This is a genomic window from Dactylosporangium sp. NPDC051541 (assembly GCF_044454505.1).
GTDB lineage: Bacteria > Actinomycetota > Actinomycetes > Mycobacteriales > Micromonosporaceae > Dactylosporangium.
In genome coordinates, this window is sequence record NZ_JBITDU010000002.1 from 124,724 (window position 1) to 137,596 (window position 12,873).

Here is a 12,873-nt window from a genome sequence, read left to right on the forward strand (position 1 = left end):
TCGGCGATCACAACGCGCAGCGGCTCGCTCAAGGACCAACCTCCAAGGGTATTTCCGCGTGTACTCGAAAGCCGCCGATCGGTCGCGGGCCGGCGGTGAGCGTACCGCCGTAGACCGTCAGCCGCTCCCGCAGCCCGGCCAGCCCCCGCCCGCTGCCGTGGGCACCGAGCGCCGCCACCCCGCCGGTGTCGGCCACGTCGATGCGCAGAGCCCGCTCGTCGGCGGAGACGACGATGTCGACCGCCGCCCCGGCCGCGTGCTTGACCGCGTTCGTCAGGGCCTCCTGCACGACCCGGTAGGCGGCCAGCCCGACCCCCGGCGGGACCGGCGGCGCGGCCACGGCCAGGGTCACCGGCACCCCCGTCTCCCGGACCCGGTCGACGAGGGTCTCCAGCTGGTCCAGGCCCGGCTGCGGGGCCAGGTCGGCGCCGCCGTCGTCGACGGTGAGCAGCCCGATCGCCTGCCGCAGCTCGGTCAGCGCGGCCCGCCCGCCGGCCTCGACCGCGAGCAGCGCCTCCCGGGCCTGCTCGGGCTCCGCGTCCATGACCTTGCGGGCGGCGCCGGCCTGCACGACCATCACGCTCACGTTGTGGGTGACGACGTCGTGCAGCTCCCGGGCGAGCCGGGCCCGCTCCTCGTCGACGGCGATCCGGGCCGCGGCCGCCTGCTCCCGTTCGGCGGTGCGGGCCCGCTGCCGCCAGCTGTGGATGGTGTTCGCGGCCAGCCCCACCGACGACAGGATCAGGAACAGCATCAGGCCCTGCGGCAGGTCCGGCAGGTTGTCCTGCAGGTCGCTGACCGCGACCGCGGTCGTCACGACGACGCTGAGCAGGGCCAGGTTGCGGTATCGGGAGTACATGGGGGCGCTGTAGGCGGCGATCAGCGACGCGATGACGGCGAAGCTCGGCTCGGCGTGCTCCTGGTAGACCACGAACGAGCTGCCCGCGACGACCAAAAACGCGGCCAGGGGGTATCGGCGCCGGAACGCCAGCGGCAGGGCGGTCAGCGCGGCCGCGGCGAACAGCCAGCCGCTGGGGCCGTCGTCGTCGGGGAGGAACCGGGGCGCATCGGGATCGTCGGGGATGGCGGGCAGGTCGGGGTAGTCGGGGGCCCCGGGCTCCGGCCCGTAGGGCGGCGGCAGGACCCGCGGGCCGAACGGGCCTTCGACGATGTAGGGCCGGTCGTCGATCTGCGCCTGCTGGTGCCCGGCGCCGCTGACCGCGCCGATGGCGAGCAGCACGGCGAGGATGATGTCGGCCGCCCAGGCCCACGGCGTGAGCCGGGCCGGCGCCGGGGTCTCCACGCGCAGCCAGGCGACCAGTCTCTTCACCCGACCAGTCTCGCCGACGGCGGTGCGGTCCGCGTCAGGAGTCCTGCGTACATCGCAGTGATGACGCAAACCCGCACGGTGGGCGACGTGCCGGGGCCCGGTTCGCCCCTACCTTCGGCGGCATGACCGATTCCGAGGTACTGATCGAGTTCGACGACGTGACCAAGCAGTACGACGGTGGCATCGCGGCCCTGGCCGGGCTGAGCCTGCGGGTGCGGCGCGGGGAGGCCCTCGCCGTGCTCGGACCGTCCGGCAGCGGCAAGTCGACGCTGCTCAACATGATCGCCGGGCTCGACAAGCCGACGAGCGGGACGGTGACGGTCGACGGGGTGCGGGTGGACCGGCTGTCCGAGTCGGCCTCAGCGCAGTACCGCCGCCGCCGTATTGGCATGGTTTTTCAGTTCTTCAACCTCCTCGACGATCTCACCGTCCTCGACAACGTGCTGCTGCCGGCGCAGCTGTCCGGCACCGGCCGGGCCGCGGCCCGCCAGCGGGCGGAGGAGCTGCTGCGGTATCTCGGCGTCGCCCGGCACGCCAAGGCGTTCCCGGGCCGGCTCTCCGGCGGTGAACGGCAGCGGGTCGCGGTGGCCCGGGCCCTGATGAACCGGCCGCCGCTGCTGCTCGCCGACGAGCCGACCGGCGCCCTGGACACCGCCTCCGGGCAGGAGGTCCGCCGGCTGCTGACCGAGCTCAACCGGGACGGCCAGACGCTGCTGCTGGTCACCCACGACCTGGCCCTGGCCGAGTCCTGCGCGACCCGCACCATCTCCCTGGTCGACGGCCACCTGGCGCAGGGAGTCCCGGCATGAGCGCGGGTCTGGGCAGTATCGTGCGTTCCGGGGTCGGTCGGCGCCGCGTGCAGACCGTCGTCATGACGCTGACGACGCTGCTCGCCGTCACCGCGTCCGTCCTCGCGGTCGGGCTGCTGGTCGCCTCCAACGAGCCGTTCGCGAAGGCGTTCGACCGCCAGCACGGCGCCCACCTGACCGTGGCCTTCGACCCGGCCAAGGCGACGGCCGCGCAGCTCGCCGCGACCGCGGGGGCCGCCGGCGCGACCGAGGCGTCCGGCCCCTTCCCGACCGTCGAGCTCGAACCGGTCGTCACCAAGACCCACCCGAACGGCTTCCCGCTGCACGCCCGGCTGCCGGGGTTCACCATCGCCGGCCGGGACGGCACCGCCACCGGCCTGGACCGCCTGGAGCTCACCGCCGGCCGGTACGCCACCGGGCCGGGCGAGCTCGTCTGGTCCGACGGCGACGGGCCCTTCGCCGTCGGCGACCAGGTGCAGTACCCGGACGCCCCCGGCCAGCCGACCCTGACGATCGTCGGCCTGGCCCGCTCGGTCACCGACAGCAGCATGGCGTGGGCGCTCCCGGCGACCGTCACGGCCCTGACGCCCAAGGACAAGGGCGGACAGCAGATGTTGTACCGCCTGAGCCGCGCCGGCACCGAGGCGGACATGACGGCCGCGCTGACCGCGATCACGTCGGCCGTCCCCGCCGGCGCGGTGCAGGGCTCGTCGTCGTACCTGACCGCGAAATCCGACAGTGAGCGCATCGCCGGGGTGTTCGCGCCGTTCGTCGTCGCGTTCGGCGTCATCGGCCTGGTCATGTCGGTGCTCATCATCGGCATCGTGGTCAGCGGCGCGGTCGGCTCCGCGACCCGGCGCATCGGCATCCTCAAGGCCCTCGGCTACAGCCCGGCCCAGGTCGCCCGGGCCTACGTCATGCAGGCCCTGATCCCGGCCACGATCGGCGCGGCGATCGCGGTCCCGCTGGGCAACCTGGCCGCCGTCCCGATCCTCAACGACGAGGGCGACGCGTTCGGCACCGGCTTCGTCGGCCTCGACTGGTGGGTCTCCGTCGTGGTGCCCCTGGCGGCCCTGGCCGCGGTGGCGGTGACCGCGTTCGTCCCGGCGCTGCGGGCCGGGCGGCTGCGCACCGTCGACGCCCTCGCCGTCGGCCGGACCCCGTCGCTGGGCCGGGGCCGGGCCGCCCGCAGCCTGCTCGGCCGCCTGCCGCTGCCCCGCTCGATGAGCCTCGGCCTGGCCAACCCGTTCACCCGCCCGGGTCGCTCGGTGACGATCGCGACCGCGGTCGCCCTCGGCGCGCTCGGCGTCACGTTCGGCCTCGGCCTGGCCCTGTCCGTCGGCGAGGTGCAGGCGGCGATGAACAAGCGCACCGCCGGCGACGTCGAGGTCGGCGTCATGAGCGCCGACGGGCCACCGCCGCCGCCCGGGATGCCGGCCCCGCCGACCGTGGACCGGACCGCGATCGAGGCCGCCATCAAGGCCGAGCCCGGCACCGGCCGCTACTTCGCGCAGCGGTTCGGCGAGGCCACCGTCACCGGGCTCACCGGCACCGCGCAGCTCGTGCTGTTCGACGGCGACTCGTCGTGGGCCAGCTACGACGTCATCGAGGGCCGCTGGATCGGCGGGGCCGGTGAGGCCGTCGTGCCGACCGCGCTGCTCAAGGTGTCCGGCAAGCACATCGGCGACACCCTGACCGTCACCGCCGGTGGCCGGTCGGCCACGGTCACGATCGTCGGTGAGGTCCTCGACCTCAGCGGTGACGGCCGGCGGGTCATCGCCGACGCGGGCCCGTTCGCCGGCTGGACGTTCGACGGGCCGCGCGGCGGTGAGGTGTTCCAGATCGAGCTCGCGAACGGCACGGACCTGCGGCAGTACACGGAGAGCCTGGGCCGCAAGGTGCAGCCGATCGGCGGCCACGCCGACATCAACGTCGCCGAGATCAACCAGACCATCGTCGCCATCGACACCCTCGCCGGGATGCTGGCGCTGATGCTCGTCGCCGTGGCCGGGCTCGGCGTGCTCAACACCGTCGTGCTGGACACCCGCGAGCGCGTCCACGAGCTCGGCGTGTTCAAGGCGCTCGGCATGGCCCCTCGCCAGACCGTGGCGATGGTGCTCACGTCGGTCGCCGGCCTCGGCTTGGTCGCGGGGCTGATCGGGGTGCCGGCCGGGATCGCCCTGCACGACTGGGTCCTGCCCGAGATGGCCAGCGCCGCCGATACCCGGTTCCCGGCGCACATCATCGAGGTGTACTCGCTGTGGCTGCTCGTACCCCTGCTGTTCGGCGGTCTCGCCATCGCCGTCGGCGGCGCCCTGATGCCGGCCGGCTGGGCGGCCCGGACCAGCACCGCGCGGGCGCTGCGCACCGAGTAACGTTGCGCCGCATGGAGTTGCAGCGCAGGCGCCGTTCCCTCGGACTGGCACTCCTCGTCATCGCGTTCGGCCTGGTGGCCCTGGTCTGCGCCCGGGGCTCCACCGGCGGCACCATCGCCCTCTACGCGATCGGCGGCATCGTCGCGATCGCGCTGGGGGCGGTGCTGCTGCGCGACGAGCTGCGCCCGTTCCGGTTCGCGATCGGCCCGGACGGCATCACCACCCGGGCCGGCCTGGTCGAGTGGGCCGCGATCGACAAGGTGATCCTCGACGAGCCGACCCCGCCGGCGACGTCGGGCCCGCACCTGATCCTGCAGCCCGGCGACCGGGTCGTGCTGAAACTGCTGGACGTCCGGCAGTCGCAGGACGAGATCGTGGAGGCGCTGCGGCAGCACTCCGGCGGCCGGTTCGACAACCGGATCGCCCGCCGCGGCGACGACCCCGGCTTCGAGACCGTCCTGCGCGGCTACGAGGCGGGCCGGGTCGACACGCTGATCCGCCGGGCCAAGGACGCGCTGCTGTCGGACGACCCGGCGCTGCGGGCCGAGGTCCGGGCCGCCCTGGAGCACCCGGACCTGCTGGTGGTGCTGCGCGGCTACGACCGGGCCCAGGTCGAGAGCCACCTGCGGAAGCTACACGCCCGCCTCGGCGACCCGGCGCGGTAGCGGCAAGGCCAGGGCCGCCGCAAGGAGGGCCAGCACCGTCAGGACCAGGCCGATCTCGTGGAAGCCGGCGATCGGCCCGACGGTGACCGCCCGGGCGGCGAGCAGTGACCCCAGCACGCCGACGCCGAGGGACCCGCCGAGCCGCTGCGCGATGTTGAACAGCGTGTTGCCGTCGGCGAGCTGCGTGTCGGCGAGGGGCTCGAGCATCACCGACAGCAGCGGCGTGATCCCGAACCCGATCGCCACCGCCCGCCCCGACAGGATCAGCGCCGTCACCCACAGCGGCGTGCCGGCGTCGACGAGCAGCAGCCCGGCGCTGGCCGCGGCGAGCAGGACGAACCCGGCGCAGACGAGCGGCCGCACCCCGATCCGGGCCGCGAGCCCCGGCCCCGCGGCCGTGCCGACCCCGGTGATGAGCCCCTGCGGCAGCAGCGCGACCCCGGTCGCCAGGGCGGTGTGGTGCTGCACGGACTCGGTGAAGACGGGCAGCAGGAAGACGGCCGCGAACGCGACGACCGAGGACAGGACGCTGAGCCCGAGCGCCAGGGCGGCCCGCCGGTGGCGCAGCAGGGTCAGGTCGACGGCCGGCTCGGCGGTGCGGCGGGCCCACAGGAGGTACCCGCCGAGCAGGAGCGCCCCGGCGGTCAGGGTCGCGACCGCGCGGGTGTCGCCCCAGCCGGCACTGGTCGCCCGGCCCGCACCGTACAGGGCCGCGACCAGGCCCACGGACAGCAGTCCGAGGCCGACGGGGTCGAGGCGGGCCTGGCCGTCCGCTCGGGGTGCGACGTCGGGCGGCAGCCGGCGTACCCCCGCCAGCGCCGCCAGGCCGATCGGCACGTTGACCAGGAAGATCCAGCGCCACCCGCCGGCCGCGATGAGCAGCCCCCCGAACGACGGCCCGATCGCGGGTGCGAGGAAGAACAGCAACCCGGCCGCGATCGGGATCTTCCTGGCCGCGCCCCGCCCCAGCAGCACGCTCATGGCCAGGGGGACCAGCGGCGCCCCGGTGCACCCCTGCACCGCGCGGGCCGCGACCAGGGTCCCGATCCCGGGCGCGGCCGCGCAGGCGGCCGACGCGGCGACGAAGCAGACCATGGCGACGCTGTAGACCCGCATCGTCCCGAACCGCCGGGCCAGGTAGGACGTGGTCGTCAGCCCGGCCGCCAGCGCGAGCAGGTATCCGCTGACCACCCACTGCGTGTCGGCGAGCCCGGTGCGCAGCTCGGCCGCGATGTCGGGCACGGCGACGTTGACGATCGACGAGTCGACCATCGACAGCAGCGGCCCGGCCATGAGCCCCAGCTGCATCAGCCCCGTGAGCCTGCTCATGGCCGCTGGGCCAGCTGCTGGAGCCGCGCGATCCAGGCCAGCTCGCGCTCGATGCGTTCGCCGAGCTCGGCCACGACCAGCTCGCCCCACCGGTGCTCGCGCGGCCTGCGGGCGGTCTTCTCCCCGAGCTCGCGCAGGTGCCCGGCCTGCCGGCGCAGCGCCTCGGCCCGGGCGTCCAGCACCCGCCGCCGCTCCTCGGTCGTGAGGTGCTCGAACTGCCCGAGCCGGGTCAGGAACTCGGGCTCGTCCCCGGCCCGCTCGGCCGGCAGCTCGGCCAGCATGTCGTGGAGCAGCTCCCGGCCGAGGTCGGTGAGCGCGTAGACGTGCCGGGGCGGCTTGCCTTCCTGCGTCTCGGCGGTCTTGGTGACGGCCCCGGCCTCCTCGAACCGTTTGAGCGCCGGATACAGCGTGTTGTTGTGCAGGGCGTAGGCGGTGGTCGCGGACACGTTGCGCTTCAGCTCGTAGCCGTGGACCGGGCCGCGCTGCAGGTGACTGAGGATCACGATGTCCATGTACACGCCGTCCAGAGTGACATAGGTACAACTGGACGAGCAACTCAATGGGCGGTACACCCTCGTCAGCGGAAGTAGTTTTCTTGTGGATAGTTTTTCGGATTACTACCGTCGGCGGCATGCTGACATTGGATGAGCTGCTCGTGGCGGGCCGGGGGCTGGCGCTCGGGGCGCGGTGGGAGCTGGCCACGGGGCTGCTCGACGCCGCCCGCGAACGGTTGCCGCTCGACGATCCGCGACGGGCCCGGATCGCGCTCGCCGCGGCCGAGATCGCGGTCGACTCGGCCTGGTACAACGGGAACACCGACGCGCCGGCTCGACTGTCCATGGTGGACGCCGACGCCCTGGACGAGCACGAGCGCTGGGACTTCGAGTTCGCGCGGTTCCGCAGCGTCTATTACACCAAGCTGCGCCAGTACGAGCCGGCGCTGCGGGAGCAGGCCGAGGGGTTCGTGGCCTCGGCGCCGGACGGGCGGCGGCTCGGGTGGGCGCACATGTACCTCGGGCTCGTCTACGACAACGTCCTCGAGGAACGCAAAGCCGCACCCGAGCACTACAAGGTGGCCCTCGCCAACTCCGGTGACGACCCGCTGCTGCGCCGGGAGGCCCAGCGGCACCTGGGTGACCACGACCACGACGACGGCGAGCATGAGCTGGCCCTCGAACGGTGGCGGGACGCGACCGCCGTCGGCGCGGCCGCGGGGACCGTCGGCGGCACGCTGTCGCAGCAGCTGCTCCTCGCCGTCCTGGCTCGCGATGCCGGGGACGAGGGCGGCGCGCTCGCCCTCGCGGGGGAGGTCCAGCGGTGGGCCGCGGCGGTCGGCGCGGGCCGGATCGCCGGGCTGGCGAGCGCTTTCAGCCAGGGGGTGGACCCGACGCAGCCGCCGCCGCGGGAGTGACAGCGGTCGATCGGGATGGTAGACCTGCGGCATGGCTGAGCGAGTGCTGGAGCAGTGCCGGTTGTTCAACGAGGGCGTGCGGACCGGGGACTGGGGCGGCTACCTGGAGCGGTTCGGGGACAACGCCACCCTGCGCATCGAGGGTGACCCCGGCAGCCCCTACGTCGGCAAGGCCGCGATCGCGGCCGCCTACGTGGCCCAGCCGCCGGACGACACCCTCGACGTCACCTCGGTCACCTCCGACGGCGACGAGGACGTGGCCCGGGTGGCGTGGTCCGCGGGCGGCGGCGGGACCCTGCGGCTGCGCTGGTCGGCCGGGCGCATCAGCGAGCTCACGGCGGAGTTCGACCCGCCCGCCTAAGGTGGATACATGGAGGATCCGTACGAGCTGTCACGGTTCGTCGAGGCGCAGCGGGACGTCTACGACCACGCGATCGGCGAGCTGCAGGACGGCCACAAGCGCAGCCACTGGATGTGGTTCGTCTTCCCGCAGATCCGGGGGCTCGGGCGCAGCTCGATGGCGCAGCGTTACGCCATCGGCTCGCTCGATGAGGCCCGGGCCTACCTGCAGCACCCGGTCCTCGGCCCGCGGCTGCTCGAGTGCGCCGACGCCCTGCTCGGCGACGCCACGCACACGGCCGAGGGCATCTTCGGGTCGACCGACGCGATGAAGCTGCGCTCGTCGATGACCCTGTTCGCGCACGCCGAGCCGGCCGAGAACCGTTTCACCCGCGTCCTCGACCGCTACTACGAGGGCCTCGAGGACGCCGAGACCGTCCGCCGGCTCTAACGGCCCAGGCGCAGCAAGGGGGCGTACGAGGGCACGTACTCCTGGCCGCTGAGCTCGCCGATGCGGGCCATCACCCCGTCGGTGGCGGCCCGCACCGAGCCCTCGGCCACGTCGGCGGCCGGCCCGAAGCGCACCTCGATCCGCGTGCCGGTGGCCAGGCGCGGGCGGCGGGCGTCGATCGGCTGCACGGCGTCCGTCCCCGTCACCGCGAACGGCACGATCGGCACCCCGGCCTGCCGGGCCAGGCGGACGGCACCGGTGCGGCCGCGATACAGCCGGCCGTCCGGTGACCGGGTCCCCTCCGGGAAGACGGCGACCAGCCCGCCGCCGCGCAGCACGGGCACGGCCGCCGCGAACGCGGTCAGCACCGCCCGGCCGCCGGCGCGTTCGACCGGGATCGCGCCCAGGCCGCGGACCAGCATCCCGGCGAGGCGGTGGCCGCGGAAGTACTCGGCCTTCGCCCAGAACGCGACGTGCCGGGGCACCAGCGCGCCGAGGAACAGCTCGTCGGCCACCGACAGGTGGTTGCCGGCCAGGATCGCGCCGCCCGGCGGGATGTGGTGCAGCCCATGGACCCGCGGCCGCCAGCCCCAGCGCAGGGCCCGGCCCGCGGTCGCGCGGGTGAGGCGGTACACCAGCGGCATCATGACGCCGGGCCGACGTGGGCGTCCAGGGCGGCGTCCAGCAGCGGTGCGATGTCGGTCTGGCCGGTGGCCAGGGGGAGGCTGCCCCACAGCCAGAGCTGGACGATGCCGTGCAGGTTGGCCCACAGCGCGCCCGCGGCGACCACGTCCAGCTCGGCGGTCAGCCGGCCGAACAGCGGGAGGCTGGTGTCGCGCAGGCCCAGGTGCCCGGACCCGAGCAGGTCGTGGCGGAACATCAGCTCGTACATGCCGCGGTTGGCCTGGGCGAACCGGGCGTAGGCGTGTGCGTGGCCGCGCAGGTCCGGCGGGGCCGCGGCCAGGTGCGCGCTCAGCTCGGCGAAGCCCTGCCGGGCGATCGCGGACAGCAGCTCCAGGTGCGTCGGGAAGTATCGCCGCGGCGCACCGTGCGAGACACCGGCCCGCCGGGCGATCTCCCGCAGCGAGACAGCGGCCGAGCCCTCCTGCGCCACCAGCTCGGCCCCGGCCCGCACCAGCCGTTCCCGCAGCCCCTCGTCATCGTGCATGGACAGTGTCTACACGACATCCGTAGACACTGTCTACTCCAGGAGGAGGGCGGTGAAGGCGGCCGGCTGCTCGAGGTTCCACAGGTGGCCCGCGCCCGGGATGATCCGCAGTTCGGCGCCGGGGATGCCGGCGGCCAGCTCCCGCGACAACGGGATGTTGACCTTGTCCCGGTCACCGCAGACGACCAGCGTGGGTAGCGTGATCTCGCGCAGCCGCGGCCGCAGGTCGACCCGGGCCAGCTCGCGCAGCCCGGCGAGGTACGTCCCCTTGCCAACGGCCCGCAGGTCGGCCGCGCCGTCCGGGCCCTGCTGCGCGGCGGCGAGACGGGCCAGGACGCCGAGGGGCAGGACGGCGGACAGGGCCCGCTGGATCGCCAGGGCCGGCGGCGGGTGGGCGACACCGCCGGAGAGGACCAGGTGCCGCACCCGCCCGGGCCGGGCCAGGCAGGCCAAGGCGGCGACGGTCGCGCCCAGGGAGATCCCGCCGAGCCGGACCGGCCCGGTGGCGGCGTCGATCGCGTCGGTGACCCGCCGGGCCGCTGCGTCGAGCGTGAACGGGCCGCTGCCGTGCAGGTCGGCCACCACGACCTCCCGGGTGGCGGACAGGGCGTCGACCTGTGGTGTGAAGAGGCGGGCGGTGGTCGCCAGGGCCGGCACGAGCACGACGGTCTCCATGCCCGGCGAGCGTACAAGGGCGGCGCGATGCGATCCTGAAGTTATGCAGCGAGCGACCGAGTCCGTGTGGGACTACCCGCGCCCACCCCGGGCCGAGGCGACGGACCGGCACATCACGGCCCGGCACGCCGGCGAGGTGGTGTTCGACTCGCGCCGGGCCGTGCGGGTCCTCGAGACGTCCCATCCGCCGGTGTACTACATCCCCCGGGCCGACGTCCAGGCCGTCCTCACCGCCACCCGCCGCCGCACGTTCTGCGAGTTCAAGGGCGACGCCTCCTACTGGAACCTGGTCGTCGGCGGTGTCGTGGTCCCCGACGCGGCCTGGTCCTACGAGGAGCCGACCGCCGGCTACGAGGTGCTGCGCAGCCGGCTGGCGTTCTACCCGGCGCTGCTCGACGAGTGCGCGGTCGACGGCGAGCCGGTCACGCCTCAGCCGGGCGACTTCTACGGTGGCTGGCTGACCGCGGACATCACCGGCCCGTTCAAGGGCGGCCCGGGCACGCGGGGCTGGTAGGAGCAGAAGCACCGCGACACGCCCGGCCGGCCCGTAAGTCTGGGCAGCTGGCCGGATTCCGGCCGGGTCGTATCGCGGTGCTGAGGACTACCTTGCCGGACGATCCTGACGTGGCGCTGAAACGGCGTTGATGTGACGTGGCCCATTTTGGGAACGATCGTTCTTGACTGTTCGTTCCCGTATTCGTACGCTCTTCCCATGGGACGACCCAGAGGGTTCGACGAGGAGGCGGTGACCCGCGCGGCGGTGGCGCTGTTCGCCTCCCGGGCCTACGACGGGCTGTCGGTCGACGACCTCGTCACCGGGCTCGGCGTGCACCGCAACAGCCTCTACAAGACGTTCGGCAGCAAGCGCGGGCTGTATCTGACCGCGCTCAGGTGGTACCTCCGCCATGAGGTGGCACCGCTGCTGGACACGGCGCCGGACACCGAGGCGCTGCTGCGCGAGGGACCCCGGCTCGACCTGCTGCTGCTCGCCGCGGCGGAGCAGGCACCGCTCGACGCCGAGGTGGGGACGCTGATCGCGGCGGTCCTGCGGCGGCTCGACGAGGTGCTCGGGCCGGACGCCGCCAACCGACTACTGGGCCTGCGCCTGCGGGCCCGCATCCACACCGGGGAGTGAACGATATGGCAACTGTTCGCATCGACGGCGACACGCTCGTCGTGGAGATCGAAGGACTCGACAAGCTCTGGGCGCTCAAGAGCCGCCTGGACATCCCCCTGGCCAACGTCCGGGGCGCGACCGCCGACCCGGGCGTCGCCCGCGAGCCGAAGGGCATCCGCACGGCCGGGACCCATTTTCCGAACTACGTCACCGCCGGCGCCTTCCGCGTCGACGGGGAGAAGATCTTCTGGGACGTGCACGACCCGCGCAAGGCCGTCGTCATCCAGCTCGCCGACGAGCGCTACGCCCGGCTCATCATCGAGGTCGACGACCCGCGCGCGACCGTCGCCCTGGTCGAGCGGTCCGTGCGCCGCTAGCAGCGCACGGGCGGCGCCGTGGTCCCGATGCCGGCCGGGACCACCGAGCGCTCCGGCGACGGCGACGCCGACGCGGCGGCCGACTCCACTGTGGACGGCCCGGTGGACGGGCTGGGTGACGGGCCGCCGTAGAGGTGCTGGGTGCTCTGCTGGAAGTCGTTCTGGCCCAGCGCCAGGCCGGAGACGAGGGCCTGGTGGGCGTATACGTCGGAGATTCGCAGGGCGATGGTGCCGCTGAGCTTGGACGGGCCCGTCCACGTGTTGTCCTCGCCGTGCTTGAGCGCGATGAACGATTCGCCCTGCTGCAGCTCCACAGTGGACAGCGGGTTGCCGTGGTTGTCGACGACCACGCTCAGCGACGAGGAGCCCTGGCCGCCCTTCACCTTCACCCGCAGCGGGCCGACCTCCGGGTCGCGCACGGTGGCGTAGGTGACCGGGATGATCCCGGCGCTCAGCGACCCGATCCTCTGGAACGCGCCCTTGCCCAGGTCGAGCTTCCCGGCCGGGCAGCTCGGGCACAGGTCCACGATCTGCACCCGGGTCGTGCCGTTGGGGCCGGTCACGTCGAGCAGCGTGCCGCAGTTCTTCCCACCGGAGAGCTCGGCCTTGCCCACCGCCGCGTAGGCACCGTCGGCCGGGGTGCCGAGGTTGCACATGCCGTTGCGCCCGGCCGTGTAGTAGGACGCGGAGCCACCGGCCGCGCACGCGGCGCTGCCACCGACCTGGGTCACGAGCACGACGGCCACCACGGAGGCGATGACGACGGTGGCGGCGGGCACGATCCAGCGAAGGTGACGGCGGTTCATGTCCGAACACCTTAGTGCTGA

Annotated in this window: 16 protein-coding genes; 9 read left to right on the forward strand and 7 right to left on the reverse strand. The window is 73.8% G+C overall.

Annotated features, from left to right (window positions below; translation table 11 throughout):
- Positions 1 to 28: 28 nt before the first annotated feature.
- Entirely contained in the window at positions 29 to 1,330 is a 1,302-nt protein-coding gene (locus tag ACIA8L_RS08655; protein ID WP_395902016.1) for a sensor histidine kinase, read from the reverse strand.
- A gap of 122 nt (positions 1,331 to 1,452) precedes the next feature.
- Here ACIA8L_RS08655 and ACIA8L_RS08660 point away from each other — a divergent pair, with 122 nt between their 5' ends.
- The 3 genes from ACIA8L_RS08660 to ACIA8L_RS08670 are packed head-to-tail and all read left to right on the forward strand — an operon-like array spanning position 1,453 to position 5,179.
- Positions 1,453 to 2,139, forward strand: a complete 687-nt coding sequence (locus ACIA8L_RS08660; RefSeq protein WP_395902018.1) for an ABC transporter ATP-binding protein — start codon at positions 1,453 to 1,455, stop codon at positions 2,137 to 2,139.
- Entirely contained in the window at positions 2,136 to 4,514 is a 2,379-nt protein-coding gene (locus ACIA8L_RS08665; RefSeq protein ID WP_395902020.1) for an FtsX-like permease family protein, read from the forward strand. Before ACIA8L_RS08660 ends, ACIA8L_RS08665 begins: the two co-directional genes overlap by 4 nt.
- Before the next feature lie 11 nt (positions 4,515 to 4,525).
- A complete protein-coding gene (locus ACIA8L_RS08670) occupies positions 4,526 to 5,179 on the forward strand; it encodes a hypothetical protein (RefSeq protein WP_395902022.1) in 654 nt (217 codons plus the stop codon).
- Here ACIA8L_RS08670 and ACIA8L_RS08675 read toward each other — a convergent pair.
- Positions 5,147 to 6,508, reverse strand: coding sequence for a DHA2 family efflux MFS transporter permease subunit (locus ACIA8L_RS08675; protein ID WP_395902024.1), 1,362 nt, complete (start codon positions 6,506 to 6,508; stop codon positions 5,147 to 5,149). The two genes, ACIA8L_RS08670 and ACIA8L_RS08675, sit on opposite strands and share 33 nt — an antisense overlap.
- Complete coding sequence (locus tag ACIA8L_RS08680) at positions 6,505 to 7,020, reverse strand: PadR family transcriptional regulator (protein ID WP_395904153.1); 516 nt, start codon at positions 7,018 to 7,020, stop codon at positions 6,505 to 6,507. Before ACIA8L_RS08680 ends, ACIA8L_RS08675 begins: the two co-directional genes overlap by 4 nt.
- Positions 7,021 to 7,139: 119 nt before the next feature.
- On the opposite strand from ACIA8L_RS08680, the gene ACIA8L_RS08685 reads away from it, so the two are divergent.
- Genes ACIA8L_RS08685 through ACIA8L_RS08695 form a run of 3 tightly spaced genes read left to right on the forward strand, consistent with a single transcriptional unit; the run spans position 7,140 to position 8,709 of the window.
- Entirely contained in the window at positions 7,140 to 7,919 is a 780-nt protein-coding gene (locus ACIA8L_RS08685) for a hypothetical protein (protein WP_395902025.1), read from the forward strand.
- Between the two features lie 31 nt (positions 7,920 to 7,950).
- Positions 7,951 to 8,280, forward strand: a complete 330-nt coding sequence (locus ACIA8L_RS08690) for a nuclear transport factor 2 family protein (protein WP_395902027.1) — start codon at positions 7,951 to 7,953, stop codon at positions 8,278 to 8,280.
- Positions 8,281 to 8,289: 9 nt separating this feature from the next.
- Entirely contained in the window at positions 8,290 to 8,709 is a 420-nt protein-coding gene (locus tag ACIA8L_RS08695) for a DUF1810 domain-containing protein (protein WP_395902029.1), read from the forward strand.
- Here the strand turns inward: ACIA8L_RS08695 and ACIA8L_RS08700 are convergent.
- Genes ACIA8L_RS08700 through ACIA8L_RS08710 form a run of 3 tightly spaced genes read right to left on the reverse strand, consistent with a single transcriptional unit; the run spans position 8,706 to position 10,552 of the window.
- Positions 8,706 to 9,353 carry a lysophospholipid acyltransferase family protein gene (locus ACIA8L_RS08700; protein WP_395904155.1) on the reverse strand — a complete coding sequence of 216 codons (648 nt, stop codon included), beginning with the start codon at positions 9,351 to 9,353 and terminating at the stop codon, positions 8,706 to 8,708. The two genes, ACIA8L_RS08695 and ACIA8L_RS08700, sit on opposite strands and share 4 nt — an antisense overlap.
- Positions 9,353 to 9,877, reverse strand: a complete 525-nt coding sequence (locus ACIA8L_RS08705) for a TetR/AcrR family transcriptional regulator (protein WP_395902031.1) — start codon at positions 9,875 to 9,877, stop codon at positions 9,353 to 9,355. Before ACIA8L_RS08705 ends, ACIA8L_RS08700 begins: the two co-directional genes overlap by 1 nt.
- Positions 9,878 to 9,910: 33 nt before the next feature.
- Positions 9,911 to 10,552, reverse strand: coding sequence for an alpha/beta fold hydrolase (locus ACIA8L_RS08710; RefSeq protein WP_395902033.1), 642 nt, complete (start codon positions 10,550 to 10,552; stop codon positions 9,911 to 9,913).
- A gap of 43 nt (positions 10,553 to 10,595) precedes the next feature.
- Between ACIA8L_RS08710 and ACIA8L_RS08715 the strand changes: the two genes are divergently transcribed.
- The 3 genes from ACIA8L_RS08715 to ACIA8L_RS08725 all read left to right on the forward strand — a co-directional run bounded on the left by ACIA8L_RS08715 (position 10,596) and on the right by ACIA8L_RS08725 (position 12,046).
- On the forward strand, positions 10,596 to 11,066 hold the full coding sequence (locus tag ACIA8L_RS08715) for a DUF427 domain-containing protein (protein ID WP_395902035.1): 471 nt from the start codon (positions 10,596 to 10,598) through the stop codon (positions 11,064 to 11,066).
- Positions 11,067 to 11,264: 198 nt separating this feature from the next.
- The gene (locus ACIA8L_RS08720) at positions 11,265 to 11,687 is read left to right on the forward strand and encodes a TetR/AcrR family transcriptional regulator (protein ID WP_395902037.1); all 423 of its coding nucleotides are present in this window, start codon (positions 11,265 to 11,267) and stop codon (positions 11,685 to 11,687) included.
- A 5-nt stretch (positions 11,688 to 11,692) separates the two neighbouring features.
- The gene (locus ACIA8L_RS08725) at positions 11,693 to 12,046 is read left to right on the forward strand and encodes a hypothetical protein (protein WP_395902039.1); all 354 of its coding nucleotides are present in this window, start codon (positions 11,693 to 11,695) and stop codon (positions 12,044 to 12,046) included.
- Here the strand turns inward: ACIA8L_RS08725 and ACIA8L_RS08730 are convergent.
- Positions 12,043 to 12,852 (reverse strand): expansin EXLX1 family cellulose-binding protein, encoded by an 810-nt coding sequence (locus ACIA8L_RS08730; protein ID WP_395902041.1) that lies wholly within the window; start codon positions 12,850 to 12,852, stop codon positions 12,043 to 12,045. The two genes, ACIA8L_RS08725 and ACIA8L_RS08730, sit on opposite strands and share 4 nt — an antisense overlap.
- Positions 12,853 to 12,873 lie beyond the last annotated feature (21 nt).

Coding starts and splice junctions, on each gene's coding strand:
- ACIA8L_RS08665 (WP_395902020.1), top strand. CDS start 2,136: ATGAGCGCGGGTCTGGGCAGTATCGTGCGTTCCGGGGTCGGTCGGCGC.
- ACIA8L_RS08705 (WP_395902031.1), bottom strand. CDS start 9,877: ATGCACGATGACGAGGGGCTGCGGGAACGGCTGGTGCGGGCCGGGGCC.
- ACIA8L_RS08700 (WP_395904155.1), bottom strand. CDS start 9,353: ATGCCGCTGGTGTACCGCCTCACCCGCGCGACCGCGGGCCGGGCCCTG.
- ACIA8L_RS08675 (WP_395902024.1), bottom strand. CDS start 6,508: ATGAGCAGGCTCACGGGGCTGATGCAGCTGGGGCTCATGGCCGGGCCG.
- ACIA8L_RS08710 (WP_395902033.1), bottom strand. CDS start 10,552: ATGGAGACCGTCGTGCTCGTGCCGGCCCTGGCGACCACCGCCCGCCTC.
- ACIA8L_RS08670 (WP_395902022.1), top strand. CDS start 4,526: ATGGAGTTGCAGCGCAGGCGCCGTTCCCTCGGACTGGCACTCCTCGTC.
- ACIA8L_RS08685 (WP_395902025.1), top strand. CDS start 7,140: ATGCTGACATTGGATGAGCTGCTCGTGGCGGGCCGGGGGCTGGCGCTC.
- ACIA8L_RS08695 (WP_395902029.1), top strand. CDS start 8,290: ATGGAGGATCCGTACGAGCTGTCACGGTTCGTCGAGGCGCAGCGGGAC.
- ACIA8L_RS08715 (WP_395902035.1), top strand. CDS start 10,596: ATGCAGCGAGCGACCGAGTCCGTGTGGGACTACCCGCGCCCACCCCGG.
- ACIA8L_RS08720 (WP_395902037.1), top strand. CDS start 11,265: ATGGGACGACCCAGAGGGTTCGACGAGGAGGCGGTGACCCGCGCGGCG.
- ACIA8L_RS08690 (WP_395902027.1), top strand. CDS start 7,951: ATGGCTGAGCGAGTGCTGGAGCAGTGCCGGTTGTTCAACGAGGGCGTG.
- ACIA8L_RS08730 (WP_395902041.1), bottom strand. CDS start 12,852: ATGAACCGCCGTCACCTTCGCTGGATCGTGCCCGCCGCCACCGTCGTC.
- ACIA8L_RS08725 (WP_395902039.1), top strand. CDS start 11,693: ATGGCAACTGTTCGCATCGACGGCGACACGCTCGTCGTGGAGATCGAA.
- ACIA8L_RS08680 (WP_395904153.1), bottom strand. CDS start 7,020: ATGGACATCGTGATCCTCAGTCACCTGCAGCGCGGCCCGGTCCACGGC.
- ACIA8L_RS08660 (WP_395902018.1), top strand. CDS start 1,453: ATGACCGATTCCGAGGTACTGATCGAGTTCGACGACGTGACCAAGCAG.